This is a genomic window from Kribbella pratensis (genome assembly GCF_004365355.1).
Classification (GTDB): Bacteria; Actinomycetota; Actinomycetes; order Propionibacteriales; family Kribbellaceae; genus Kribbella.
The window spans coordinates 1-24,317 of sequence record NZ_SODP01000002.1 but is presented as its reverse complement, the minus strand read 5'-3'; the positions used below and the strand labels follow the sequence as shown (position 1 = coordinate 24,317).

Annotated in this window: 24 protein-coding genes; 15 read left to right on the top strand and 9 right to left on the bottom strand. The window is 67.1% G+C overall.

Going from position 1 to position 24,317, the window contains the following annotated elements; translation table 11 throughout:
* The first annotated feature begins 16 nt into the window (after nt 1–16).
* From EV653_RS16505 to EV653_RS16485, 5 genes are all read left to right on the top strand, one after another.
* The gene (locus tag EV653_RS16505) at nt 17–907 is read left to right on the top strand and encodes a carbohydrate ABC transporter permease (RefSeq protein WP_166679459.1); all 891 of its coding nucleotides are present in this window, start codon (nt 17–19) and stop codon (nt 905–907) included.
* Nucleotides 907–1,803 (top strand): carbohydrate ABC transporter permease, encoded by an 897-nt coding sequence (locus EV653_RS16500; RefSeq protein WP_134104366.1) that lies wholly within the window; start codon nt 907–909, stop codon nt 1,801–1,803. Before EV653_RS16505 ends, EV653_RS16500 begins: the two co-directional genes overlap by 1 nt.
* Nucleotides 1,804–1,839: 36 nt before the next feature.
* A complete protein-coding gene (locus EV653_RS16495; protein ID WP_134104364.1) occupies nt 1,840–2,892 on the top strand; it encodes a zinc-binding dehydrogenase in 1,053 nt (350 codons plus the stop codon).
* Nucleotides 2,889–3,683, top strand: coding sequence for a sugar phosphate isomerase/epimerase family protein (locus tag EV653_RS16490; protein WP_134104362.1), 795 nt, complete (start codon nt 2,889–2,891; stop codon nt 3,681–3,683). Before EV653_RS16495 ends, EV653_RS16490 begins: the two co-directional genes overlap by 4 nt.
* A 101-nt stretch (nt 3,684–3,784) precedes the next feature.
* Nucleotides 3,785–4,543 carry an alpha/beta fold hydrolase gene (locus tag EV653_RS16485; protein ID WP_134104360.1) on the top strand — a complete coding sequence of 253 codons (759 nt, stop codon included), beginning with the start codon at nt 3,785–3,787 and terminating at the stop codon, nt 4,541–4,543.
* Between the two features lie 55 nt (nt 4,544–4,598).
* Here EV653_RS16485 and EV653_RS16480 read toward each other — a convergent pair whose 3' ends face one another.
* A complete protein-coding gene (locus EV653_RS16480) occupies nt 4,599–5,501 on the bottom strand; it encodes an NmrA family NAD(P)-binding protein (protein WP_134104358.1) in 903 nt (300 codons plus the stop codon).
* 83 nt (nt 5,502–5,584) lie between these two features.
* Between EV653_RS16480 and EV653_RS16475 the strand changes: the two genes are divergently transcribed.
* Nucleotides 5,585–6,148, top strand: coding sequence for a TetR/AcrR family transcriptional regulator (locus EV653_RS16475; protein WP_134104356.1), 564 nt, complete (start codon nt 5,585–5,587; stop codon nt 6,146–6,148).
* A 696-nt stretch (nt 6,149–6,844) separates the two neighbouring features.
* Here EV653_RS16475 and EV653_RS16470 read toward each other — a convergent pair.
* On the bottom strand, nt 6,845–7,432 hold the full coding sequence (locus tag EV653_RS16470) for a hypothetical protein (protein ID WP_134104354.1): 588 nt from the start codon (nt 7,430–7,432) through the stop codon (nt 6,845–6,847).
* Between the two features lie 196 nt (nt 7,433–7,628).
* Here EV653_RS16470 and EV653_RS16465 point away from each other — a divergent pair, with 196 nt between their 5' ends.
* From EV653_RS16465 to EV653_RS16455, 3 genes are all read left to right on the top strand, one after another.
* Entirely contained in the window at nt 7,629–9,089 is a 1,461-nt protein-coding gene (locus tag EV653_RS16465; protein ID WP_134104352.1) for a hypothetical protein, read from the top strand.
* A gap of 118 nt (nt 9,090–9,207) precedes the next feature.
* Nucleotides 9,208–9,444, top strand: a complete 237-nt coding sequence (locus tag EV653_RS16460) for a hypothetical protein (protein WP_134104350.1) — start codon at nt 9,208–9,210, stop codon at nt 9,442–9,444.
* Between the two features lie 172 nt (nt 9,445–9,616).
* Nucleotides 9,617–9,841, top strand: a complete 225-nt coding sequence (locus EV653_RS16455) for a hypothetical protein (RefSeq protein ID WP_134104348.1) — start codon at nt 9,617–9,619, stop codon at nt 9,839–9,841.
* Nucleotides 9,842–9,847: 6 nt separating this feature from the next.
* Here EV653_RS16455 and EV653_RS16450 read toward each other — a convergent pair whose 3' ends face one another.
* Both EV653_RS16450 and EV653_RS16445 read right to left on the bottom strand, forming a co-directional pair.
* Nucleotides 9,848–10,810 (bottom strand): alpha/beta fold hydrolase, encoded by a 963-nt coding sequence (locus tag EV653_RS16450; protein ID WP_166679458.1) that lies wholly within the window; start codon nt 10,808–10,810, stop codon nt 9,848–9,850.
* A gap of 340 nt (nt 10,811–11,150) precedes the next feature.
* Nucleotides 11,151–11,408, bottom strand: coding sequence for a metal-sensitive transcriptional regulator (locus EV653_RS16445; RefSeq protein ID WP_134104344.1), 258 nt, complete (start codon nt 11,406–11,408; stop codon nt 11,151–11,153).
* A 148-nt stretch (nt 11,409–11,556) separates the two neighbouring features.
* Here EV653_RS16445 and EV653_RS16440 point away from each other — a divergent pair, with 148 nt between their 5' ends.
* Both EV653_RS16440 and EV653_RS41180 read left to right on the top strand, forming a co-directional pair.
* The gene (locus tag EV653_RS16440; RefSeq protein WP_134104342.1) at nt 11,557–12,951 is read left to right on the top strand and encodes an MBL fold metallo-hydrolase; all 1,395 of its coding nucleotides are present in this window, start codon (nt 11,557–11,559) and stop codon (nt 12,949–12,951) included.
* Between the two features lie 79 nt (nt 12,952–13,030).
* Nucleotides 13,031–13,198, top strand: coding sequence for a hypothetical protein (locus EV653_RS41180; protein WP_166679457.1), 168 nt, complete (start codon nt 13,031–13,033; stop codon nt 13,196–13,198).
* 239 nt (nt 13,199–13,437) lie between these two features.
* Here the strand turns inward: EV653_RS41180 and EV653_RS42590 are convergent, their stop codons facing one another.
* Entirely contained in the window at nt 13,438–13,638 is a 201-nt protein-coding gene (locus EV653_RS42590; RefSeq protein WP_305000368.1) for a GNAT family N-acetyltransferase, read from the bottom strand.
* Nucleotides 13,628–14,803, bottom strand: coding sequence for an ROK family transcriptional regulator (locus EV653_RS16430; RefSeq protein ID WP_134104340.1), 1,176 nt, complete (start codon nt 14,801–14,803; stop codon nt 13,628–13,630). The genes EV653_RS42590 and EV653_RS16430 overlap by 11 nt, the downstream gene beginning before the upstream one ends.
* 90 nt (nt 14,804–14,893) lie before the next feature.
* Here EV653_RS16430 and EV653_RS16425 point away from each other — a divergent pair, with 90 nt between their 5' ends.
* From EV653_RS16425 to EV653_RS16415, 3 genes are all read left to right on the top strand, one after another.
* On the top strand, nt 14,894–16,195 hold the full coding sequence (locus EV653_RS16425) for a DUF1479 domain-containing protein (RefSeq protein WP_134104338.1): 1,302 nt from the start codon (nt 14,894–14,896) through the stop codon (nt 16,193–16,195).
* A gap of 66 nt (nt 16,196–16,261) precedes the next feature.
* On the top strand, nt 16,262–17,041 hold the full coding sequence (locus tag EV653_RS16420; RefSeq protein ID WP_202871701.1) for a polysaccharide deacetylase family protein: 780 nt from the start codon (nt 16,262–16,264) through the stop codon (nt 17,039–17,041).
* 176 nt (nt 17,042–17,217) lie between these two features.
* Nucleotides 17,218–18,246: a YncE family protein gene (locus EV653_RS16415; RefSeq protein WP_202871700.1), complete on the top strand. Its 1,029-nt coding sequence runs from the start codon at nt 17,218–17,220 to the stop codon at nt 18,244–18,246.
* A gap of 57 nt (nt 18,247–18,303) precedes the next feature.
* Here EV653_RS16415 and EV653_RS16410 read toward each other — a convergent pair whose 3' ends face one another.
* The 3 genes from EV653_RS16410 to EV653_RS16400 all read right to left on the bottom strand — a co-directional run bounded on the left by EV653_RS16410 (nt 18,304) and on the right by EV653_RS16400 (nt 23,930).
* On the bottom strand, nt 18,304–19,056 hold the full coding sequence (locus tag EV653_RS16410; protein ID WP_134104334.1) for a hypothetical protein: 753 nt from the start codon (nt 19,054–19,056) through the stop codon (nt 18,304–18,306).
* A gap of 269 nt (nt 19,057–19,325) precedes the next feature.
* Nucleotides 19,326–20,885 (bottom strand): N,N-dimethylformamidase beta subunit family domain-containing protein, encoded by a 1,560-nt coding sequence (locus EV653_RS16405; RefSeq protein ID WP_202871699.1) that lies wholly within the window; start codon nt 20,883–20,885, stop codon nt 19,326–19,328.
* A gap of 198 nt (nt 20,886–21,083) precedes the next feature.
* A complete protein-coding gene (locus EV653_RS16400; RefSeq protein WP_134104332.1) occupies nt 21,084–23,930 on the bottom strand; it encodes a helix-turn-helix transcriptional regulator in 2,847 nt (948 codons plus the stop codon).
* A 235-nt stretch (nt 23,931–24,165) separates the two neighbouring features.
* Here EV653_RS16400 and EV653_RS16395 point away from each other — a divergent pair.
* Nucleotides 24,166–24,317: ATP-binding cassette domain-containing protein (locus tag EV653_RS16395; RefSeq protein ID WP_134104330.1), on the top strand; the 152-nt coding region annotated here is incomplete at its 3' end.

Here is a 24,317-nt window from a genome sequence, read left to right as displayed (position 1 = left end):
CAGCAACGTTCCTCCGGTGACCCGCCGGGCCCAGGCGCGCCTCGGCTTACTGCTGGCGCTGCCGGTCGCGGTCGTCACCGCGGTGTTCTTCGTGTTCCCGATGCTCAACGCGCTGTACTACGCGGTCGTCGACTTCGACGGTCTCGATCCGACCCCGCCGTTCGTCGGGCTGAGCAACTTCACCGAGATGTTCACCGATGCCGCGACGTGGCATGCGCTGGGCAACAACGCGATCTGGATCGCGATCGGCACCGCCAGTCCGATGATCATCGGGCTGCTGGTCGCCGTCGTGATCTGGTCCGGCCGGAGCGGCGCGGCGGTCTACCGGCTGCTGTTCTTCCTGCCGTTCATGCTGCCCGGGGTTGCCATCGGCATCGTCTGGGGATGGATCTACGATCCCGTCAACGGCTGGATCAACCGTGCGCTCGGGGCCGTCGGTCTCGGCAGCATGACCCGCGGCTGGCTCGGGGATCCGAAGACCGCAATCTACGCGGTACTGGCGACTGCGATCTGGGCGACCTGTGGTTTCGTCACGATGATCATCCTCTCCGCACTGCGCAACGTCGACGTGGAACTGGTCGATGCCGCGCGGATCGACGGGGCGAACGCCGCTCAGCGGTTGTGGCACATCCTGCTGCCACAGATCATGCCGGTCTTCCTGATGGTGCTGACGCTGACTCTGGTCGGCGGGTTCAGCGTGTTCGACATCATCTTCATCATGACCGGCGGCGGGCCGGCGGACGCCACCGAAGTGCTCGGCACCTACGCGTACTCGAGCGCGTTCCAGCTCAACCGGATCAGTTATGGCACGGTGCTCGCCCTGCTGATCACGGTCCTGGCGGTGCCGTTCACGATCATGCTGAACCGGCTTCAGCGTCGGCTTTCGCTGCAAGGGCTGGGGGCCTGATGGTCGAGATGCCTGTCGCGGTGTCCCGTCGTACGGAGTCCGCGGAACAGTCGGAGCTCCGCCGGCATGTCTTCCGCCGGACCACCGGTCTCGCGGTGCGCCACGTCGTACTGGTGGCGATGGCGGCGCTGACGCTGTTCCCGGTGGTGCTGATCATCTCGACGGCACTCAAGACACCCCAGGATGTTCGGAGCGACCCGTTCGGATTGTTCTCGTCGTTCTCGTTCGAGAACTTACGATCGGCCTGGACTGTCGGGAGATTCAGCAGCTATCTGTGGGACAGCGTGCTGCTGACCGTGCCCAGTACGGTCGTCGTGATCGTGATCTCGACGATGGCCGGTTACGCCTTCGCGCGGTTGCCGTTCCCGGGACGGACGGTCCTGTTCTACCTCGTCGTACTCGGTCTGCTGGTGCCGTTCTTCACGTACATGATCCCGTTGTACTTCCAGCTCCGGTCCATGGGGCTACTGGACAGTCTGGTCGGTGCCAACCTGGTGCTGATCTCGACCAATCTGTCGTTCGGGACGTTCTTCATGCGGGCGTTCTTCTCCGATCTGCCCGAAGAACTGGAACAGGCGGCGCGGATCGACGGCGCCTCCGAGAGCCGGATCTTCGCGCAGGTGATGATGCCGCTGGTGAGCTCGGGCGCCGCCGCGCTGGCGGTCTTCACCTTCCTGAGCAACTGGAACAACTTCCTGGTGCCGTTGCTCTACCTGCCCAGTGGGAAATACCGGCCCCTCACGGCCGGTCTCTACAACTTCACCGGCGGTCGCTCGATGGACATCGGGCCGCTGGCGGCCGGCACCTTGATCACCATCGTTCCGGTGATCGCGATCTTCGTCATCCTGCAGCGGCAGGTCACGCAGGGCTTCCTCTCCGGCGCCGTCAAAGGCTGACCGCGCCGTCATCGTTGCCGAACTCGAAGGAGACCAATGCCATCCCTGGTCAGATTCAGCTCGCCCCGTGTCGCGGAGGTCGTCCCCGACGCTGAGCCCACTCTCGAACCGGACGAGGTCCTGATTCGCACCCTGTACTCCGGAATCTCCGCGGGCACCGAGCTCACGGCGTACCGCGGCAGCAATCCCTATCTGAACAAGCGATGGGACGACTCGTCCCGGCTCTTCGTCGACGGCGACACCTCGATCAGCTACCCCGTGGACGGGTGGGGATACGAGGAGGTAGGTGAGGTCGTGTCGCTCGGTGCCGGCGCTGCGGGTGTGAACGTCGGAGACGTCGTCTGGGGAACGTGGGGACATCGCAGCCACACGGTGAAGAAGGCTGACTGGGCCGCGCAGCGGATCCTGGACGCCACCGTCGATCCGCGGGTCGGCATCTTCAGCCAGATCGGCGCGATCGCGCTGAATCTGGTGCTCGACGCCGACATTCACATCGGTGAGACGGTGGCCGTCTTCGGCCTCGGCGTACCAGGGCAACTGGCGGCTCAGTTGGCCCGGCTGAACGGCGGCCGGGTGATTGCTGTCGACAACCTTCCGGCCCGGCGTCAGTTGGCCTCGGACCTCGGAGCCGATCACGTGATCGATCCTGCCGAGGGCGGTGTGGCGGAGCGGATCCGCGACCTCACCGACGGCCGCGGCGCCGATGTGTGCTTGGAGGTGTCGGGCAGCTATCACGCTTTGCACGAGGCAGTACGGGCGGTCGCGTACAGCTCGAGGGTTTGCGTCGCGGGCTTCATGCAGGGCGACGGGATCGGCCTGCGGCTGGGGGAGGAGTTCCATCACAACCGCGTGGCGCTGGTCTGCTCGCAGATCTCGGGGGTCGCGCCGACGGTGCAGCATCGGTGGGACTACGACCGACTGGCGAGGACAGCGATCCAGCTCGCCTCGGAGAAGCGGCTGCACGTTACTGATCTGATTACCCACACAGTGCCGATCGCTGAAGCCACAGAGGCGTTCCGGATGCTTGACGAGCGTCCGGAAGAGGCCTTGCAGGTCGTGCTCAGCTTCGACGAGGAGGTAACCGCATGAGCTTCCGGCTCGCAGCTGCCGAGATGACCCTGCCCGGCGAGACGTTGGAGGAGAAGTTCACCTTCGTCAGAAAGGTCGGCTTCGACGGTATCGAACTGTCTGCCCGCGGCGACGGCATCTTCGGTGCTCGGATCGACGAACTGCGACGGGCCCGCGACGCCGGTGTGCTGATGCCGACCGCCGTCGTACACATGGACCATTTCATCGGTGATTTCGATGCCGGCCTACGCCGGGATGCCATCGAGCAGCTCAAGATCCACTTGAGCACGATCGCCGCAGCGGGCGGCACCGGCATCGTCTCGCCGCACGCCTTCGGCCTGTTCTCCCGACGGTTGCCGCCGTTCACTCCACCCCGGTCGGTCGAGGACTCCCGCGCGGCACTGGTCGAGGCTCTGCGTGAGCTGGGCGAGCACGCGGAGTCCGTGGGTACGAAGGTCTATCTGGAACCGTTGAACCGGTTCGAGGACTTCGTTATCAACCAGTTGGCCGACGCGGCTTCCGTGATCGAGGAGGTCGGATCACCCGGGGTAATGATCACCGCGGACACCTTCCACATGTCGATCGAGGAAGCCCGGATCGGCGAGTCGATCAGGAAGGCCGGCCCGATGATCGGCCACGTCCAGCTGGGCGACAGCAACCGCCTGGAGCCTGGTGCCGGTCACTACGACTGGCCCGAGACCCTGGAAGCCCTGCACGCGATCGGGTACGACGGCTGGCTGGCAATGGAATGCGGCCTGAGCGGCCCGGTCGATCAGATCCTCCCGGAGGTGGCCGACCTGCTGTCGACCTGAGTCGCGGCTGCCGGTGGGACGTCCGGCTCGCTAAGTTCAATCCGCCCTGAGGGCACGCCTGCTCGTTGTAGGCTGCTGCGCCCCTGAGTGGAAGGACTGCGATGGCCTGGCACGGTCCGGATGGACGGCAGATCTACTACGAGGACACCGGCCGCGGCGAAACCGTGGTGCTCATGCCGGGCTGGGGCGGCAGCATCACAGATCTCGATCGCTTGCGCCGTGAGTTCGCGTCCGGATTTCGCGTGATCGCAGTCGATCTGCCGGGATCCGGGCGCTCCCAGCCCCAGCCTCGGCACTACACCGCGAGCTATTACCTGGACGACGCCCGAGCACTTCTCGGCGTACTCGACGCACTCGAGGTCGAGGCGGCACACTTCGTCGGCTTCAGCGACGGCGGCGAGAACGCACTGCTGATGGCGGCACTCGAACCAGGTCGCGCCTTGTCGGCAGTCACCTGGGGCGCGGCCGGTCAAGTGGTGACCTCGCCGGGCATGCTCGGCCGACTGGCGCACCTTGTGGATGAACCGATCGAGCCCCTGAAAGCGCTGGCCGCGTACCTGGTCGAGGCGTACGGCGTACACAACGCGCGGATCATGGCGGCAAGCTGGGCCGGGGCACTGGGCGGGATCGTCGACGCGGGCGGTGATGTCAGTCGATCACGAGCCGCGCTCATCACCTGCCCGACGCTAATGATCACAGGGACCTACGATCCGTTCTGCCCACCTGACATGGTCCGCGACATGGCCGACGCCATCCCTCGCGGTGAGTATCGCGAGGCGTTCGAAGCCGGCCACGATGTCCATCTGTCACACCACGGCTGGTTGCTGGCGACGATTCTCGACTGGCTCGGTGATCACTAGGGTGAGACAGCCGACTGACCGACCGGCCGTACTCGCTCCCGTCTGATGCACTCTTCTAGGCGCTTTTGGCCGCGCGCTCGGTGGCTCGTTCTGCTGCAGGTCTGAGGACCTCGCGGCACCAGGTGCGGAAGTTGGTGGAGCCGATGGTCGCCGTACGCCAGTCTGCGTCATAGATGCCGTGGTCCTGGGCGGCGAACATCTCTACAGTGTCCGTGATCGCCTGGTCGTGTGCCCCGCGTGCACGGAGGATGGCCGCGAAGTCGTCCATGGCAATGTGCTGGTAGACGACCGGTCGTCCGAGCTCCTCGCTCATCACCTGGGCTGCAGCGTCCGGCGTGAGGCGGTCGGGTCCGAACAGCGGCAGGTTCTCCTGGCCGGCCCAGGACAGGTTGGTGAGCAGGTCGGCGGCATGTTCGGCGATGTCGCGTGTGGCGATCATGGCGAGCGGCTGGTCCGCAGCACAGGTCAGGGAGAACGCGCCGCGCTCACTGATCGCGTCGATCTGGCCCAGCAGGTTCTCCATGTAGAAGGGCAGCGACAGTGCTCGGTATGCAGCGCCCGATGCAGCCAGCTCGGCGTCCATCGCGAACGCAGCGGATAGCACGCCGGCAGGGGCGGACCATCCGTGTCCCGCGCTGCTGACGCCGACGACGTGGCGGACGTCGTGGCGGCGGATCGCGGTGGCCGCCGCCCTGGCGAAAGCGAGGTAGTGCTGCTCGGCGCTCGGCGCTGCCGGATTCGGGGGTACGAGCCAGAAGAGCGCGTCAGCGCCGGACAGTGCCTCGTCCAGCACGGCCGCGTCCGCATGCGACCCCTCGAAGACCTCGACCTTCTCGCGCACCGCTTCGTCGAGGTGCGATGCGTCGCGAACGATGACGCGGACATCGCTGCCCAGTTGGAGCAACCGAGTGACGAGTTGGCTGCCGATCCGCCCGGTCGGTGTAGTGACGACGATCATGAAACCTCCGTAATAGGAATCGGAATTCCGGTTCCGAATATACCTCCGGGGCCTGCCGCTTCGTCAACTACAGTGAGATGACCATGTCTGCTCCCGAACGATCACTGCGCGCCGATGCGCGACGTAACCGGGAGTCCGTGATCGACGCGGCCAGCGAGCTGTTCGCCCGGCGAGGCGACAACGTTCAGATGGAGGAGATCGCGACCAGGGCCGGGCTCGGCGTCGGGACGTTGTATCGGCACTTCGCCGACAAGCGGGCGCTGCGAGCGGCGATCATCGGCCGCCGGTTCGAAGCGATGACCAGTCTCGCCCGCGCCGCCGAGGAGCTCGCCGACCCTTGGGCCGCCTTCGAATCTCTCCTCCTGGGGTACCTGGAGTCCGCGGAGCCGGATGTGGCCTTCCGGTTGGCGATCCTGGGTCCGGAAGAGGCGGCCTGGGGCGACATCGTCGCCGAGAAGACCGCATTCGCGGCGATCGTCGAGCGGGTCGTGCAGCGTGCCGTCGACGCCGGCCTGCTCCGCGCAGACTTCCGCCCCGACGACTTCGTCCTCATCACCCGCGGCGCAATGGCGAACATGTCAGGCAGCGCCGACTGGCGCCGTCATCTGACGCTACAACTCGAAGGCATCCGCGTCGCCGAACTCTAAGGGACGCCAGGTCCGCTGGGTGGTGCTGCTGAGGCGCTGGCACGGACGATCTGGCACTCTCAGCTGCCTCGTCGTACCGGGCTGGATCCGCCCCATCTGCTCACGGAATGCGTCGAGGACGAGATCCGCCAACCGGCGCGCTGCGATTTGACGGGTGACTGGGAGGACGAGGCCAGCTGTCTGGGCTGCCTCGTTCACGCGCGAGCAACTCGGCGGTGGCGTCGACCGCTACGCGGTCTCGGCCGCAGTACGAGCACCGTACTCGGCGAAGGTGCTTGACCCTGTGAGCCGCGGTGAAGATGGGGCTCGCGTGGCGGGGGGGCGGCGAGTGCTAGTCGAAAGCGACGTGACCAGTCGCGGACGCCCCGGCGATCACGCGCGACCGAGACCCCGGCATCTGCTGCGGTCAGACGGTGACGGCGGCGGTCGGACCTGGGCTGAGCCCAAGCCGACGCCGCCGGCTATTCACCCGCCGGTCTCACGAACCCACGTTGAGTTTTCCGTTCGTGGGGTCGGCGAGCACGTTCGTGACGCCGCGGTTCGTGGTCCCGGAGCCGTCTGCCTGAACTTGCGCCAGAGCGCTGAGCCCCACAGATGCTGCGACGGTCAATGCCGCCGCTCCAAGTCGGAGGATGCGACCGAGGTTGTTCTTCGATATGAATTCACCAATCTGCGTGAGCTGTTCGCCTGACTTGATCAGGTGATCGGGGTGACGATGATTTGCGGGTCGAGCACGGCGGGGTAGGTCGATTCCGTGATGAGTTTCGCTGGGACCGTCAGCAGGATCTGGCCATTCACGTAGCGGGCCGGCACTGCGGTTGCGTGGCCGTCGGCGTCGATCCAAGTGCCGTTGCTGTAGCTGACGTTCATGTCGCCGGTACGGCGCAGCAGCAGGCCCGTGTCGGTCGTACCGGCGAGGTCGAGGCCGGTGGCGGCGACGGCGATCGTCAGGTCGCCCGGCGCCGCTGGGGCGTGGTCCAGTGTCCAGCTCTGCTCGGCGCTGTTGGCGCTTGTCTGAACTGTCTCGGTGAGCTGACCTCGCACTGTCGTGAGACTGTCTCCAGTCCACGCCCCGACGGTCTGCAGGTAAACCGCGGAACCTGCGGCCGTGATCTTGATCCGGCCACTGGTGACATCGATCTGCGTGTGGCCGTCGGCGGAGTACCGCGCGACGACGCTGCCGGCCGGAACGGCGTCGGCGGTACTTCCGAGGGCGCTGACACCGGCGACGATGACGGCGGCAACAATGCTGCGTCGCCCGATGCGTGTGCGGATTCCCGACATATTCCACCTTTCAGGACATGACCTCTTGCTTCGGATGAAGTCCACCTCTTGATAGGGCGGGCGGTTACACGGTCGGGAAGAGACGCGTTGCGATGTAACTCGCCAGCCTATGGACGGGTGCCGGTGTGGGTGGTTCGGGGACCGTCGTACGCCGGATGTGAGTTCCGCACAGGATCTTCTAGCATCTGGAGCAGAATTGAGCAGAACGAGAACCGCCAGGTCTATCGCGGCGCTGGCGGCGGCCTCGATCGGCATCACTGTCGTGCCGATCGGTATGCAGACTGCACAAGCAGCGGCCACACCCGAGGGTTTCATCGTCGACTTCCAGAATTCCGCGCACCGCCTGGTGCACGTCTCGCCGGGTCTGATCGACGTGTCGCCGTCGTTCATGGACGCGCAGTCCAGCCCTTCGGTGGTCGCGCTTGCCGACGGGAATTACGAGGAGAGTTTCCAGGCGGCCGACCACACGTTGTGGATCGCGAACTCCGCGGCCGGCGGGCAGCAGTTCCGGCAGAACTGCAGTCCGAACCCGGTCCCGGAGATGCCGGGCACGGGGACCGGTATCGCGGTGGACGCGAAGGGCCAGGTGCGGGTCGCGTGGGCCGAGTCGGGTCAGGAGTCGGGCGTCAATCTCACTGTCGGCGTGCAGCCACAGTGCGGGTTCACCGAGGGCGCCATCCTGCCCGGTACGACGCCGTCCGTCGCAGCCCTCGACCCCGACCTGGGAGGGTTCGTGTCTGCCTGGGTGGGCACCGACCACCTGGTCCATGGCAAGGAAACCGGCCACGCTGCGTTCACCATCGACACCCACCCGGTCGCGCCAGGCACCAGCCCCTCGATCGCGACCGACAACGTCAGCACCGGGAACCACTGGAAGCTCGCCTACCAAGACACCACCGGCCACCTGGTGACCGCCAGCTCCAACGGCCCCCTCGACGTGACACCGTCGGTTCTGGCACCGAACACGAGTCCGTCGGTCTCGCACGTAGGGCGTACCAATATTTTCGAGATGGCCTTCGTGGCCGCTGACAACTCCGTGTGGGTAGACATCAACGGGGGCGGCCACCCGATCGGCGCCGGCCTCAACGCGGCACCTGGCAGCAGTCCCGCCATCGCCCAGGACCGTGACGGCAGCGGTGGATGGGAGATCGCCTACCAGCGCAGCACCGACCACCACCTCGTCACCGCCGACTCGCTCGGCAACCGGTTCGACTCCGGCCAGGTCATGGAGGACAACACCACCCCCGCGATCGCCGCCCTCAAGCCGACCAACATCCCTCCGTTCATGGGAACCGGCCAATGGCAGTTCGACCAGCAGCCGCCCGACAACGGCTTCGCGGCCTACGCGGGCAGCTGGCCGCACCCGATCCTGGCGCTTCCCGCCGGCCACGTTATCCAGTTGACCTACCCGGTGGTCGGAACTCCCGACTCCACGCTGCTGTTCGTGAAGGCGGGCCACACGACCGCCGAATGCGGTGATCCGAGTGCTGTGGTCGCGCTGCGAGAAGGAGTCGGATCACTCACCGCACCCCAACTCGCCGCCATCTTCGGCACCACCCGGCCGGCCTTCTTCCCCGGGGCGCCACTGTTCGAGCGCTTCTGTTACATCGGACCGAACCCACCCGCCCAAGTCTTCATCGGCGTGACCACGGGCTGACCGCTCTCTACGCCGTGCTGCCGGCCGGACCCGTCTGGCCGGCACCACGTATTCGTTGCCTACGACATCAACAGAGGGCACTCGTCGGAGCGAGACAGCAATTCCTGAAAGGTAGAACATGTTGAAATCCCTAGCCGGTGTGACCGGCATGGGGCTGTTGCTGCGTCACGCCGGCGTAAACGTTGACTACGGCAACGGTACGTGGATCGACGCCAACGGCCGCGCTTCGGCTGTTCCGGCCCGCTATGGCAACGGGCGAATCCTGCTGACGGCCCCGGCAAAGCCGATCACGGAATCAACCTACCCGGCCGTGCTCGATCCGCAGATCATTGTCACGCCAATCACCCAGCCGTAAACCGAAGCGCGCATCAGGTCGAAAGACAGTGCCCGGTCGCATACTCGCCGACCCTTCCACCGGAAGGCTCCAGGTGGGTGCCCGAGACCCGGCCCGACGGCGAATTGCTTCGAGGAACGTCAGCGCGCACGACACCGCCGTGCATCGCACCAGCCCTACATCGGGAGCAGATATGAAGATCAGGAACGCAGTCAGGCTGCTCGCAGCCCTGGCCTCGGCCGCCACCGGCCTCACCATGGTGGCTCCCGTCGGCATCGTCGACGTTCAGAACTCCGCGCACCGCTCGGTGACAAAGGCTTCGCTCGCGAACCAAATCGACTCCGGTCGGAGCATGGAAGACACCACGATCCCCGGGCTCGTGGGGCAGTGCACGCGGGACGAGATGCCGCACTGCTGAGGTCCGTTACCGGATGAGTTCGCCGCTTCTCACGTGCAGAAGCAGCTCGCTGAATTTCTCTGGCTCGTCGTACTGCGGTGTGTGGGCTGATTTTTCGAACCACACCAGCGTTTTGCTCGGTGCGACCAGCGACTCGTAGTACCGCTGTGTTAGCTCGCCGGGAGCGACCTGGTCGCGCCGGCCTTGCGCCAGGACGATCGGGACCTCGAGACGAGGCGCGGAGTGAGCAAGATCCGTGGTGGCGAGCTCCGGCAGCAAGGCGGCCTGCGACAGGCTGATCCCGCGGATGGTGCGGACAGTGTCGGCGGCAGAGTAGTCGGCTGAGCGGACCAGACTCATCAGCAGCGTGCGAATCAGAGCGTTGAAGTTCCGGTCGACTGTGACGCCGCCGAAGTCGGCCAGCAACCTCGCCCTGGTGGCGAACTGACGCGCATCCAGAAGCGGAGGTGGGTCCAAGCGCTTCAGTTGCCGGATGGCCCGCCGGCTGTTGCGTTCGTGTGCAGCGTTCAGCAGGAAATCGTGCATATGCTGCTCGGCTGCAGGAACGTTGATGTCCATTCCAGTCGCCACAATTGCGGCCACCAGGTCCGGGTGTTTTACGGCAGCGCGCACCGCATAGGTCGCGCCGAACGAGAATCCGGCGATGAATGTCTTCCGGCCGAACCTGCGGTGAAGCATGTTCAGCAGCAATGCCGTGTCGTCGATCATTCGCGCGGCGCTGATCTCGAATCGGTTCGGCAGCTTGCGCATCGGCGGTGCCGACAGGCCGGTGCCGCGCTGGTCCCAGTAGACGACGGTGAAGTGCCTTTCGAGTCCGAGCAGACGCTCGTAATTGCGTACCTCGTTGATGATCGGCAACCCTGGACCCTGCTGCATCAGGAGAAGGGTGGGGTTGGAGATATCGTCGGAGCGCACACGGATCCACTGCGTGACTCCGCCCAACTGGATCGCCTCGAGTCTGTCCAGCATCAACTGCCTCCGTACCTGATGGTCTCGCGCTTCCGACCTGCCGGTCAGCCCCTGGCGGCGGCGCCGGGGACCAGGAAACATCTCGGGGTCTCCCTCCAGGCCTGCGGGCTCGCCGGGGCGACCACCCGGGTCGGATGTGCAGCTATCGCTTCCTCCAAAGGGTTTGCGGCTACATGTGCACGCCGAGGTGCCCCCTGGTAGATATGCGGCGGGGTTACACGTCGACAGTCCCCGATGGCTGCCGAGAACGACCCCGGCACACCACCGAGCAGGGCAGCAGTTTCACGTACGGCGGCTGCGCCCGACCGCGGTCGGCCGCCGTACTGCGTTGCGGGCAGTGTCATGCCAGCGCCAGGAAGAGCTTCTCCATTTTGGCGATGTCGACGTCGCTGTCCTCGTCCGTCAGGCAGTGCTGCAGGCCGGTGGACACGATCGCGAAGCCGGCCCGCGAGAGCGCCTTGTTCACCGCGGCGAGCTGGGTGAGGACGGCTTCGCAGTCGGCGCCGTCCTCCATCATCCGGATGACGCTGCCGAGGTGCCCGTGCGCCCGCTTCATCCGGGTCACGATCGGCTTGATCTCAGTTGGTTCGAGGTCCATCAGAGCCCTTCTCTTCCATCGGATCCGGTCGGCCGGCGGACGCGCACGTCCTCCACCACCTCATCCATCGTATCCCCCAGGGGGATATGCTACGGTAGCCGTCATAACCCCCTGGGGGGATAGCGTCCGAACCGGTGAAGGGGATCTGATGCACGAGATCGACACCGCTGCGAGTGTCACCGGCTTGACCGTCCGAACCATCGAGACGCCGTCGCTCGGCGACCGCAGCTACCTCGTGCACGACGGTGAAGTGGCGTTCGTCATCGATCCGCAGCGCGACATCGACCGCATCCTGGACATCCTCCGGGCCGACGGTTTACGACTGACGCATGTCTTCGAGACACACATCCACAACGATTACGTGACCGGCGGCCTCGCGTTGGCGCGCGCCACGGGAGCGTCGTACCTGATCAACGCCGACGACACGGTCTCGTTCGAGCGCACCCCGATCCACGACGGCGAGACCGTCCGGATCGGCGACCGCATGCAGCTGCGTGCGATCCACACGCCGGGCCACACCTTCACCCACTTGTCCTACGCGCTCACCGACAACGATCAGCCGATCGCGGTCTTCACCGGAGGTTCCTTGCTGTACGGCGCAACCGGCCGGCCCGACCTACTAGGCGCCGACAACACCGATGCGCTCGTACGTCATCAGCACGCCTCTGCCCACAAACTCGCGCAAGCGTTGCCCGACGAGACCGAGGTCTACCCGACGCATGGGTTCGGCTCGTTCTGCTCGGCGACCCAGTCCGACGCGGCCGACTCGACCATCGGCCGCGAGAAACGCTCGAATCCCGCGCTGACCCAGGACGAGGAGGAGTACGTTCGCGACCTGCTCGGTGGCCTTGGAAGCTGGCCGGCGTACTACGTGCACATGGCTCCGGCCAACAGCGCAGGCCCCGGCGCAGCTGACCTGACCCTGCCCCAGCTGGCCGACGCTGCAGAACTGCGCCGCCGGATCGACGCCGGCGAGTGGGTCGTCGATCTGCGCAACCGCACCGCGTTCGCGGCCGGACACGCGCCCGGCGCCTTGAACTTCGGCCTCGACGGCTCGTTCTCGACGTACGTCGGCTGGCTGATCGCGTGGGGGACACCGGTGACCCTGCTGGGCGAAACCGTGGACGACGTCGCTCGGGCCCAGCGCGAGCTCGTGCGGATCGGGATCGACCGGCCCGCGGCCCACGCCACCGGCGGTCCGGAGGACTGGAGTCCCGAGAAGCCCGTCTCGTTCCCGACCGCCACGTTCGCGGACCTCGGGCAGGTACTTCATCATCGCGAGGTCGTCGTCCTGGACGTACGCCGTACCGAGGAGCACAGCTCGGCACGGATCGCGGGCGCGATCAACATCCCGATCCACGAACTGCCGCGACGGATCGCCGACGTACCCGCCGGAGAAGTGTGGGTCCACTGCGCTGCCGGATACCGGGCCTCGATCGCGGCCTCATTCCTCGACGCCGTGGGGCGCGAGCTCGTGGCGATCGACGACCAGTTCGAGAACGCCGCGAAGGCCGGCCTCCCACTGGTCGGACCGCACGCGTGACCGTCGCCCTCGCCGTCTTCCTCGCGAGCCAAGCACTTCCTCTCTTGGTCTAACCACCCCTCACGCAAGGAGAACCGTCATGTGCCGACCTGTCACCTGCAAGACCTGCTCGAAGACCACGTGGGCCGGCTGCGGTCAGCACGTCGGCCAGGTCAAGTCCATGGTTCCCGCCGACCAGTGGTGCCCCGGCCACCCCAAGGCGGAGCGCCAGGGCGGCAGTTGGCTCGACCGGCTCCGGGGCCGCTGACCCATCGTCGGCCCTGGCCTCGCATGGCGCCCACAAGACCACTTCGCGTCAGCCCGAGCCGGGCCAGCAAACTCTCATGACCGGATCTTTCAATCCGACTGACGTACTCCGTTTGCCGTCGCGGGAGTTTGCAACCGCACGCCGGAGCCGAGCGGCCCGCGAGGTTCCTGCTCGATCGCGTCGACCTGCTGTTTGACCATGCATCCGCGGCCACCGTTCGTTCAGCGCCCGCCGATGGGTTAGCCCGTTGGGCTGAATACGCCTACCTGCGAGGTTCGGCGTGGTTGGAAGCACATGTGTTTGTAGAGGCGGATCGCCCCGGCGTTTGTTGCAGCGACATGGAGGAATGGCTGTTCGCCTCGCGTGCGGATGCCATCTATCACCCGTTCCATCAAGGCGCGCCCGAGACCGAGCCCGCGATAGCGCTCGTCAGTGCACACAGCGCTGATCTCGGTCCAGCCGGGAGGCCGCAGCCGTTCGCCTGCCACCCAGAACTGATTCCCGAAGGTCCTTGAGTGCTTGGTGCCTGGCGCCGGTGACCGCCGGCTCGAATGTCAGTTGTGCGACTCGCACGGGCGCCGGACGCGGGGTGGCGGCGACGTGGCGCGAGATGGCGTCGACGACGGCTGGGCGGGTGCCCCAGGTGCCGCCAAGGATGACGATCGCGGGGTCAGCCAGAGCTACTACGGCGGCCACCACTCCGGCGGTCGCATCAGCGATCGCGGTCAGAACGCGCCGCCCGCGCGCCCCGCCTGCCTCGATGCTCTGCACGAGTGCAGCCCCGTCGATAGCTGTGGAGTTCGGCTGGCGCAGGCCCAGTTCGGCGAACACGTCGCCATAGGTGGTCGCGCGTCCTCGCGGTCCGCGCGTCACGACGTACGCGATCTCACCGGCAATACCGGCGTGACCACGGCGTACCTCGCCGTCGGCGACGACAGCGGCTCCGAGTCCCTCGCCGAGATAGAGGTAAACGAAATCGGCGGGATGGTCGCCGTCGGGGGAGGCGAGCTCGGCGCGGGCGGCCCAATGTACGTCGTTGTCGACCGTGACCGGCCCGGAGACCAGCGGAGCCAGGAGCTCAACCGGTGACAACTCGCCCAGCAGGAACGGAGCGTCCGGAAGGTGCACGAGGCGACCGCTTGACCTATCGACCGGATCGGCAGCACTGACGACCGCAAGGCGTAGATGCCCTCGGCAACCTTCCGCCACCCGGGTGGCGACGGTCCGCATCACCCGCGCGACCTCGCGAGGCCGCGCCGGGCGCCGGACCGGCGCCGTCTCCCGCATGATGACCTCGCCGTACACGTCGATGGCCTCGGCTACGACGCCCTCGGGGGCCACGCTCAGAACAAGGGCGGCACCGAGGTCGTCGGCCAGCGCGTAGTAGGTGCCGACGCGGCCACGGCCGGTGGTGCGCTCGCCGGTGTCCTGCAGGAGGCGGGCCTCCGTCAATCGCTGCACGCTGTCGGACACAGCCGGTTTGGAGAGTTGGGTCCGTGCGGCGATCTCCGCGCGGGTCAGCCGACGCTCGGCCATCAGCGCACGCAGTACATGCTCGTCGGTCAACGAGCGGAGCAGGTCCAGCGAGGGCTTGGCCGGCGTCATAGAGGAAGTCTAGTCAGGAGTGTTGCCTAAATCGGTGGAGGCGCTCTAGCCTGGTTTTAGTTAGCACTGCTTCCTAGAAAGGTGCGTGCCATGACCACCGCTCCGCTGAGTAAGAGGTCCACGGAGTTGCCGCCGCTGCCGCACTGGGAGGAAGTGCCGGCCGACCTGAAGGCCGCGATCCGGGAGATCAAGACCGCCCTGCGCGCACGGATCGAGGCGTCGGGGCGGGCGGTCGAGGAAGTGTTCGCCGTCGTCGAGCAGCGCATCGCTGCCCGCGTCGAGGAGATCGAGGCGGCCAAGCGCGCCGGCGAGACGGTTTGGCCGGTCATCGACTATGCCGACATCGAGAACGGCACTGTATCCGCGCAAGCGCTGGAACTACTGCACAGCAGGGGTTGCCTGGTGGTCCGTGGGCATTTCCCTCGCGAGCAGGCCGTCGCTTGGGACCAGGGCATCGTCGACTACGTCGAAAGCAACCACTTCTTCGAGAACTACCGAGGTCCGGGCGACGACTTCTTCGGCAGCGTCGGTTCCAAGCCGGAGATCTACCCGATCTACTGGTCACCGGCGCAGATGCAGGCCCGGCAGAGTGACCGGATGGCCCGGGTACAGGCGTTCCTGAACGCGCAGTGGACCCACGAGTCCGACGGCGTGCAGTGGTTCGACCCGAACCGCGACTCCCTGTACCCGGACCGGATCCGGCGGCGCCCACCCGGTATCGACTCCGGCGGCCTCGGGACCCACCTCGACCCGGGCACGCTGGACCTGTGGATGACCGAGTCGAGCCAGAACGCGTTCAGGCATCTCTTCGACGGCACCGTCGATCAGTACGACCCGTGGAATGCCGCTTACCGCACCGACGGATCGCAGTACCCCGGTAGCACGATGTGCTCGGCGTTCCGCACGTTCCAAGGCTGGACCGCGTTGTCGGATATGGATCACGACCAGGGCGTTCTGCATACCGTGCCCATCCCCGAAGCTATGGCCTACCTGATGCTGCGTCCCTTGCTGGCCGACGTGCCGGAGGACGACATGTGCGGCGTGACCGTGAACCAGGTGTTTCCTGCCAGCGAAACCTGGCACCCGTTGTTGTTGCGCGCTGTCAGTGGCATCCCCGATGTCAAGGCCGGCGACTCGGTCTGGTGGCACTGCGACATGATCCACGGCGTCGCGCCGGTGCAGAACCAGAAAGGCTGGGGCAATGTCATGTACATCCCCGCCGCGCCTTGGTGCCCTCGCAACGAGCGGTACGCCGCTGCCGTCCGCGAAACCTTCCGCACCGGATCCAGCCCCAGCGACTTCCCCGACGAGAACTACGAACGCGACTGGGCCAACCGCTTCACCGCGGCCGACCTCAACCACACCGGCCGCCGGGGCCTCGGTCTCGAGTAGAAGACCGCCACGTCGGCTGACGTTCTCTAGGTAGCTTCTCAGGTCAGCCTTTGTAGGTTCGGATACATGTCCATGAATCGGCGGCTGGTACTGCGCTCGACGCTGGCTGCGCTTGGCGGGGCGACAGCGGCCGGCTGCTCCGATCAGAAGCAGGCAACCACCCCGCCGAGCGCCCATGCTCCCGTCCCGTCATCAACCGATCAATCGTCTCGCGAACCGTCGGTGGCCACGCCGACCACGCGCCGGGGTGCGACGGAGGTGAGCCATGGTCCGAGGTCGGTTCGCAAGGTCGCGTTGACCTTTCACGGCAACGGTGATCCTGCTCTGGCGCGCACGCTCCTCGACCAGGTCGAGCGCGCCGGTGTGCGGATCAGTGTTTTCGTCGTGGGCACCTGGCTCGTGAGTCATCCGGAGATGGCGCAACGAGTTCTGCAGGGCAAGCACGATCTGGGAAACCACACGATGCATCACAAGGCGATGCGACGTCTCGCAGCTCCCGAGGCACAGCGTGAGGTGGGCGACTGCGCGGCCGTGCTCCGTCGTACCGCTGGTTCCGCGGGCTGCTGGTTCCGCGCGTCGGGCACCCAGCAGACGACACCGGTGATCCGCGCGGCCGCGACGGCCGCGGGCTATGCCACCTGTGTCTCGTACGACGTCGACGGCCTGGACTGGCGGGACCCAGATGCCGAGACGGTACGGCGGGCAGTCCTCGAAACCGTCAAGCCGGGGTCGATCGTCAGTCTCCACCTTGGTCACCCCGTCACGATCGAGGTCCTGCCCGCGATCCTCACCGGGCTGTCGGCGAAACGACTCGAGCCCGTATCGCTGACCGAGTTGCTGGGATGAATCCCCGAAGGTGGTTCGGAGTAGCCGTCTTGCTACCGGCGCTGGCCTGCTCGGCCTGCACAGGTACGACGGAGCCCGGGCCGGCCTTCACGACCGCTACGAGTACGCCGACCCGCCCGCCGGCCAGCGGCTCGGCTGCGCCAGGGATCCGGCTTCCCGGGACTCTGCTTCCAGGAATGCCGGCGCCACTGTCCTCGACCGACGTCTGGGCGGCCGACAGGCCGGGGCTGTTCGCGCCTGCGGTGCGGAAGATCCCCGAGCGGATCTACGTGCCGAACAGCAAGAGCGACACAGTCACCGAGATCGATCCGCGGACGTACAAGGTCCTGCGCACGTTCCGGGTCGGGCACGAGCCACAGCACGTCGTACCGTCGTACGACCTGCGCATCTTGTGGGTGAACAACGACCTGGGGAACAGCCTGACTCCGATCAATCCGCGGACCGGGCTTCCGGGGCGGGCGATCGCCGTCCACGATCCGTACAACCTCTACTTCACGCCGGACGGAAAGCATGCCGTCGTGATGGCCTCCTCGGACCGGCAGCTGGTCTTCCGCAACCCGCACACGATGGCGATCCAGAAGACCGTCCCTACGCCCTGTGCCGGCGTGAACCATGCGGACTTCGCGGCAGACGGCAGGACTTTCGTGGTCTCGTGTGAGTTCTCCGGTCAGCTGCTCCTCGTCGACACCGCCGCGGAGCGCGTCCTGAAGGTACTGCGGCTGCCGATGCGGCCGGGCAAGATGCCACCGATGCCCCAGGACGTGAAGCTTTCGCCGGACGGGACCGTCTATTACATCGCCGACATGATGAGCGACGGGGTCTGGGTCCTGTCGGCGCGATCGTTCGCTGTGCAGGGTTTCATCCCGACCGGGAAGGGTGCACACGGCCTCTACGTGACGCGCGATTCCCGGCGCTTGATCATCACCAACCGCGACGAGGGATCGATCTCCCTGCTCGACTTCTCGAGCCGCAGACTGGTGGCCAAGTGGCGCCTTCCGGGCGGCGGCAGTCCGGACATGGGCGGCGTATCGCCCGACGGGACGGTGCTCTGGGTCTCCGGCCGCTACAACGGGGTCGTGTACGCCGTCCGATTGTCCACCGGCAAACTTCTCGCCCGGATCAAGGTGGGCAGCGGCCCCCACGGCCTGGCCGTCTTCCCCCAACCTGGCCGCTACTCACTGGGCCACACCGGCGTCTTCCGCTGAGTGTCCACCTCTTGAGAGCTTTGTCTACACGTCTGTTTCCGGTGATTCCGGCCTCGATCAGGCGATGATCTCGACGAGGCGGAGAGCTTCGGCCGGCCCTTTCAGGGCGAGCTCGGCGACTTCGCCGATGCCGCGGACGTAGTACTTGTTGTCAAGGGCATCGGGCTCGAGCGCGGTGGTCTCCTGCGTTCGCAACGCGTGGTGGAACGCGCCGAAGGGGACGGTCGCAGAGCTGTTCAGGCTGACGACCTTGAAGACGTCCTCAGCGTGACCGCGGTACCACTCCTGCCGGAAGCTCCGGCCCAGCTCCGGATGCGCTTGCATGAAGACACCGGCCTGGGCGCCGCGGACGCCGGCGTGGAAGCTGCCCTCACGGCTGACCACGTGACCGTGGCTGTCGAGTTCGGCGGTGTCCTCGCCGAAGTACCAGACGTTTCCACACCGATCCTGCGCGAAGTAGTCACTGGTCCGCTCGGCCAGCGTGTTGCCGAGATACAGCCGGTCCTCGACGACGCGCGTCCGGACACCGGCGACGGTCCGGGTCCGCGACGTGACGACCACGAGGTCGAGCGCTGTCCTGCCCTCGCGAGTGCCGGTGTAGACCAGCGTCCGCCCGACCTTCAGCGGGTACCAGGGGTTGGTGACGTCGGCAGTGAAGTGCGAAGGTTTGATCCGTGGGTGGTACTGGCTGCCGGGACCGAAGACCGGCAGCGGACACGAGCTGTGGGCGGAGGCGTCCGCGGTCGGCACCAGCGTGAGGACGGCCGCTGCGGCCAAGGCCAGCGCGCCTCGGGTGAGACGAGCAATCATGAGAGTGTTCTCCTTCTGAATCGATGAATCCGGGCTTTGGCTGAATCGATGAATCCGGGCTTTGGCCGAGCGTCGACTCGTCCAGGAAACGACGGCCGGCTCGTTGACCAGCGACCGCGCGATGCCGAGTCGTTGCCTCAGGCCCCTGTACGTCGAGATCCGGCCGCCGGCCCGATCGCCTCGAGCGTTGCCGCCATGACGCCGACAGTAGGACCGAGGGGCTGAATCCTTGCTGAACGGTGCATTCAGCCGTGATCCAGCCAGAACGGTCAGCCGAGCGTTCCGCCGGTGCCGGTTGACGTCGACGACGACGTACCCAGCGTGGCCAGATTTGCGTGGGCGGGATGACTTCGGCCGAGGGGGCCGGTGGCCATCGCCTGGATCAGGTTCAGTGTCACCTTCCGTGCGAACGCCGCCGCCGGCGACCCCAGCGAGACCTTCGAGTCCGGTCCACGGAGCGCTGGGATCCATTCCATCGAGCCGGTGGCGAAGACGCCGGCTCCTGATGGGACCGTGTAGTAGGTGGCATCCGAGAAGGTGTGGACCGTGGGTCCGCAGCTCACCGGAGAGTGGGCCACCACTTGGAGATTGCGCGGTGTACCTGCGATCGGATAGGCGCGGTCGACCTCGGTCGATGTCAGACCCGGGTACGTCGATCCATTGATCGCGCCCGTCCCGGCGAACAGGAAGAAGCCCGGATCGCGGACCGTGAAGGAACCCGCGGCCGGGAAGCACTCGTACAGCATCCCGGTCAGCGAGTTCTCCGGTCGCGGGAACGGCTTGCCGCGCCACTTCACCGTGGTGTCCGGCTGGTTCTTCACCGGATCCGCGGCCGCGTCCTTATAGCCGACCAGGATTCGGTTCGGGCCGAGAGCACTCGCTTCGTAGCGGACCCGCCAGTAGACCGCGTTCGCGCCGAGGAACGCGAGGTTCGTGCCCGCGTCCCGCGCCTTGGTGACGGCTGCCCGCGCCGCGACCGTCCAGTACTCGTCATGCCCGAGCGAGACCATCGCCCGTGCGCCCGCGAGCGCAGCCGGATCGGTGGCCAGGTCGACGCTGGTCAAGTACGCCAACCGTACGCCGCTGTGCTCGGCCAGCTGGATCAGCGGCCGCTCGGACTGGAGCAGGAAGTGTGCGCCGTCGCGGTCGTACGGCCGGTCGAAGGACACGCGGTGGGAACGAGTCGCGAACGAATTCCCCGGCCCGTTGTAGAGCGAGTAGCCGCCCCACTGGTTGTAGGCCTGGTACGTGTTGACGGCGTCGACGATGACGACCGCGCCGCGGGCCGAATCCGAGCGGACCGTGATCGGGACGTATTTCTCCTTGCCGTTGGCAGCTCGCAGCAGCAGGAGGTACGCGCCGGCCGGCCACCCGGTTGTCGGCACGGTGAGGGAGGGCTGCCAGTGCGTGCTGACCATCCGGTCCGCGGCCACCGTGGGCGCCGGCTGCGGCCGGCCGGGGACCGCCGGCGAGGTCCAGAGCAGTCGTGCGCCACTTCCGCCGTACCAGCCGAGGCGGAAGGCCCGTATGGTGAAGGCGCCGGCGGTCGAGGTCACGAACAGCCGGAACGACTGACCGCTGCGAACGCTGACTCGGTCGGCATAGCCCGCGAGCTCCAGGGGGCCGGCCAGCAGGCGGTCGGAGATGCGCCATGCCGTGGTCCCAGGCTTCGCGTTCTCGTCCACCGGGGTCGCCGCGGCAGAGCTCTCGTGGTGTGCCGGCGTGGAGCTGGTTGGTCCGCTCGGCGCCGGCCGCACGGCAGGTCCGCCGGCTTGGCACCCAGCCACCGCAACCAGAGCAACCAGGCTCCACGCGATCCAACGACGCATCCGCACGTCTCCTCGATTCCCCCGATCGTAGGCACGGCCCGATCCGGACCGCATCGACCGGTACGCCGTACTCCAGCCCTCTCTTCCGGTACCCCAAAACCGGGGCGATGGTCAGACGCCGATGTCTGTCAGCCACTGTCCGTGGTACGGGGGGACCACCGCGTCGGACACGCCGGCGTCTGCCAGCCCGCTGACCACTTAGGCCCAGGCGGCGGTTGGAGTGCTGATAGCTGAGGCGTTGTTGGCCATGGCGGTGGTGGTTGTCTGCAGGACGAGGTGTAGTTCTGTTCTGGAGGTGATTCCTAGCTTGGCGAAGACCTTGTGTAGGTGGTACTCGACGGTTCGGGGGCTGAGGAACAGGCGGGCGCCGATCTCGGAGTTGCTCAGGCCGTCGCGCGCCAGGTAGCCGATCCGCGACTCCTGTGTCGTGAGTTGGCGGCCGGGCTCGAGGCTGCGTCTGCCGACTCGCTCGCCAGTGGCCAGCAACTCGGCATGTGCGCGTACGGCGAACCCCTCAGCACCGATCGCTGCGAAGGTCTGGTGGGCTGCTCGGAGCGAGACGCGGGCGTCGACGCGTCTGTTCTGCCGGCGTAGCCACTCGCCGTACAGCAGCTGAGCCCTGGCGAGGTGGAGACGGATGCCGGTTTTGGACAGCCGGTCGATTGCCTCCTGGTAGAGCTGCTCTGCAACCGGTACGTCGGACAGCAGTGCTTGTGCTGTGGCCCGGACACCGAGGGCCCACTGGGTTGCCGCGGCATCGGCGTGGTCACCGAGTCGGGCCAGCGCGGCGGCGGCGTCGTCGCGTTGCCCGCAGCGCGTTGCCGCTTCGATGAACTCGATGCACGCCCAGCCGGAGAGCGCGAGTTGATCGGCCTCGACGGCTTCGCGGGCGGCCGCCAGTGCTTGCTCGTAGTGTCCCGCGCCGTTGTGCAGTACGGCCTCGGCCAGTTGCGCGACGGTCAACGTCAGTGAGTCGCCGCGCTGCCGAGCCTGCTTGCACACTGCCGGTAGCTCACTACGCAGGACGTCCTGATTTCCCTGCCAGGCGGTGAGTAAGAGCGACGCAGGATTCGGCAGCGCGGAACCTGTGCCCAAGGCATGGGCGCCTCCGCGGGGGATGGCGTCCTGCGCAGCCTGGAAGCGACCACGGAAGACGTCGAGCAGGGCAGCCCCTGTCAACGGATGGCCGGGTGGCGACCCCTCGTGTCCCGCGCCGTTGCCATTACGCCGTTCATGACGGTCCGGGGCAGTGAGCGCCGCCCAGGCATCCTCGTTCCATCCGTCGGCAGCGGCCCAGCCGGCCAGCCATGACCATCCGCGTGCCGAGGAGTCCAGGCTGTCTGCGCCGAAGGTGGTGAGTGCCCGGCGCAGGGCGTCGGCTGCAGCCCCGGGGCCGTCGAGCACCCTAGCTGCCAGCGCAGAGATCAGCAGGTCGATCGGGTCTGCGGATCCTTCGGCGGTCGTTGCGCGTGCGGCCCGTGCAACGTCCCGAACGCCGGGGGCAGCCGGACCGCGACACGAGAGCATCACCGCTGCGAGGGCCTCGAGGTGCGCGCGCCGGGCCAGCCCGGGCGAGTACGCCCGGAGACGGCGGGCTGCCGCCAGCAACAGCTGCGGGGCGGCGTCATCGCGGCGAGTGGCGAACTCGATGCGTGCCCGCTGGAACCCGATGTACGCCTCCCGCGCCGGATCGGGAGGTCCGCTCGCCGCGATGCTGAGCAGGTGCTGCGCGGCGTCGAGACTGCCTGCTGCGTGCTGGGCGCCCGCGGCGGTCAGCGCGCGCCGGGCGCGGGCGGCGGGGTCAGCCGTGACCAAGGCCGCCCGTTCCAGGAAGGCAGCACGCGCTGCGATGCCGCCGCGTGCCTGTGCGGCTGCGGCGCTCCGCTCCAGGTCGGCTGCGATTCGGTCGTCGAGGCCGCCGGTGGACAGTGCTAGGTGCCACGCCCGGCGATCGAGATCAGGACCGCTTATGATGGCCTCGGCCACAGCCCTGTGTGCGAGACGGATCTCCGGTGGTGTCGCGCCCGCGTAGACAGCTGCGCGTAGCGTGGCGCATCCGAACACGACGCGTGGCCCGAAGGTCAGCAAGCTCTCCGCCTCGAGCAGCTCGGCGGCGTGCGCGTCCACGCCTAGCCAGGCGGCCGCTCGCGAGGCCACGGCCGGATCACCGGTCGGCTCGGCCGCGACGGTCAGCAACAGCTGACGCGCGTCGGCCGGCAGGCGCCGCGCACGCCGTACGCAGTCATGGTCTCGGTGCCGGGAGTCGGGGCGCGGTGCGGGGATCGCATAGCCCCCGGCGAGCTCGGCCGCGGTGGTGCCGTCGACGGCCTCCAGGAGTGCGCGCGGATTGCCGCGCGCCTCGAGCAGTATCCGCTCGGTCACTGCGGCGTCGATCTTCCCCGGTGCGCCTGCAAGCAGCACCGAGTGCGCATCGCTCCACGGCAACGCTTCGAGTCGCATCTCCGGAAGCCCGTCGAGCTCGGGCACGTCCTGCCGCTCGCATTCGCCGAAGACGACCAGCAATGGGCTGCGCTCGGCGCGCCGTACGACGAAGGCCAGTACCAGCAAGGAGGCAGTGTCGAGCCAGTGCGCGTCGTCGACCAGACAGCACACCGGTTGGTGCTCGGCGGCGCCGGTGAGGAGGTTCAACGCTGCGACGCTCACGAGCAGGCGGTCCGGCGGTTCGCCGCCGCTGAGGCCGATCGCCGTGGAGAGAGCGGCTTGCTGAGCGGGCTCGAGCCGCTCCAGCTCCTCGAGCAGCGGAGCGCACAACAGCTGGAGGCCGGCATAGGGCAGGTCGCGTTCGTCCGCGACGCCGCGGGCTCGCAGCACCCGGTAACCGTCCGCACGACGAGCGACGTGGTCCAGCAGCGAACTCTTTCCGATGCCTCGTTCGCCGAGCACCCGCAGTGCGGCGGCCCGTCCGGTTGACGCGTCCTGCAACAACTGGTCCATTCGGGCGCACTCCACGGCGCGCCCGTACAGCCGGGGTACGTCGAACTGCGGTTCTGAGGGTGGTTCGGTGTCGCGGAGGAAGGTCGTCACGTCCACCACCGTGCCGCGGCCACCGCATTTTGCAGCCCGAGGCCGCCACGGGTGGACCCCCGGGGCCGGGCGTCGGGAACACCCGGGGTTTCACCTGTGCCGCAGCCTCAACCCGCGGGTGGGACTAGTGAAGTCCCGGGGGCGAGTGACGGCCGCGAGTGGTGAGATCGGTTCCGATCGCCGGACACGAGAGCACCGGGCCGTGCGGGACGTCAAGGAGGAGAGGAAGCGCAAGATGGCAACTGTCTCGTTCAAGGGAGCTACCCGGGTCTACCCGGGCAATGACGTCCCCGCGGTGGACAAACTCGATCTCGATATCTCCGACGGCGAGTTCATGGTGCTGGTCGGGCCGTCGGGTTCGGGTAAGTCGACCGCGTTGCGGATGCT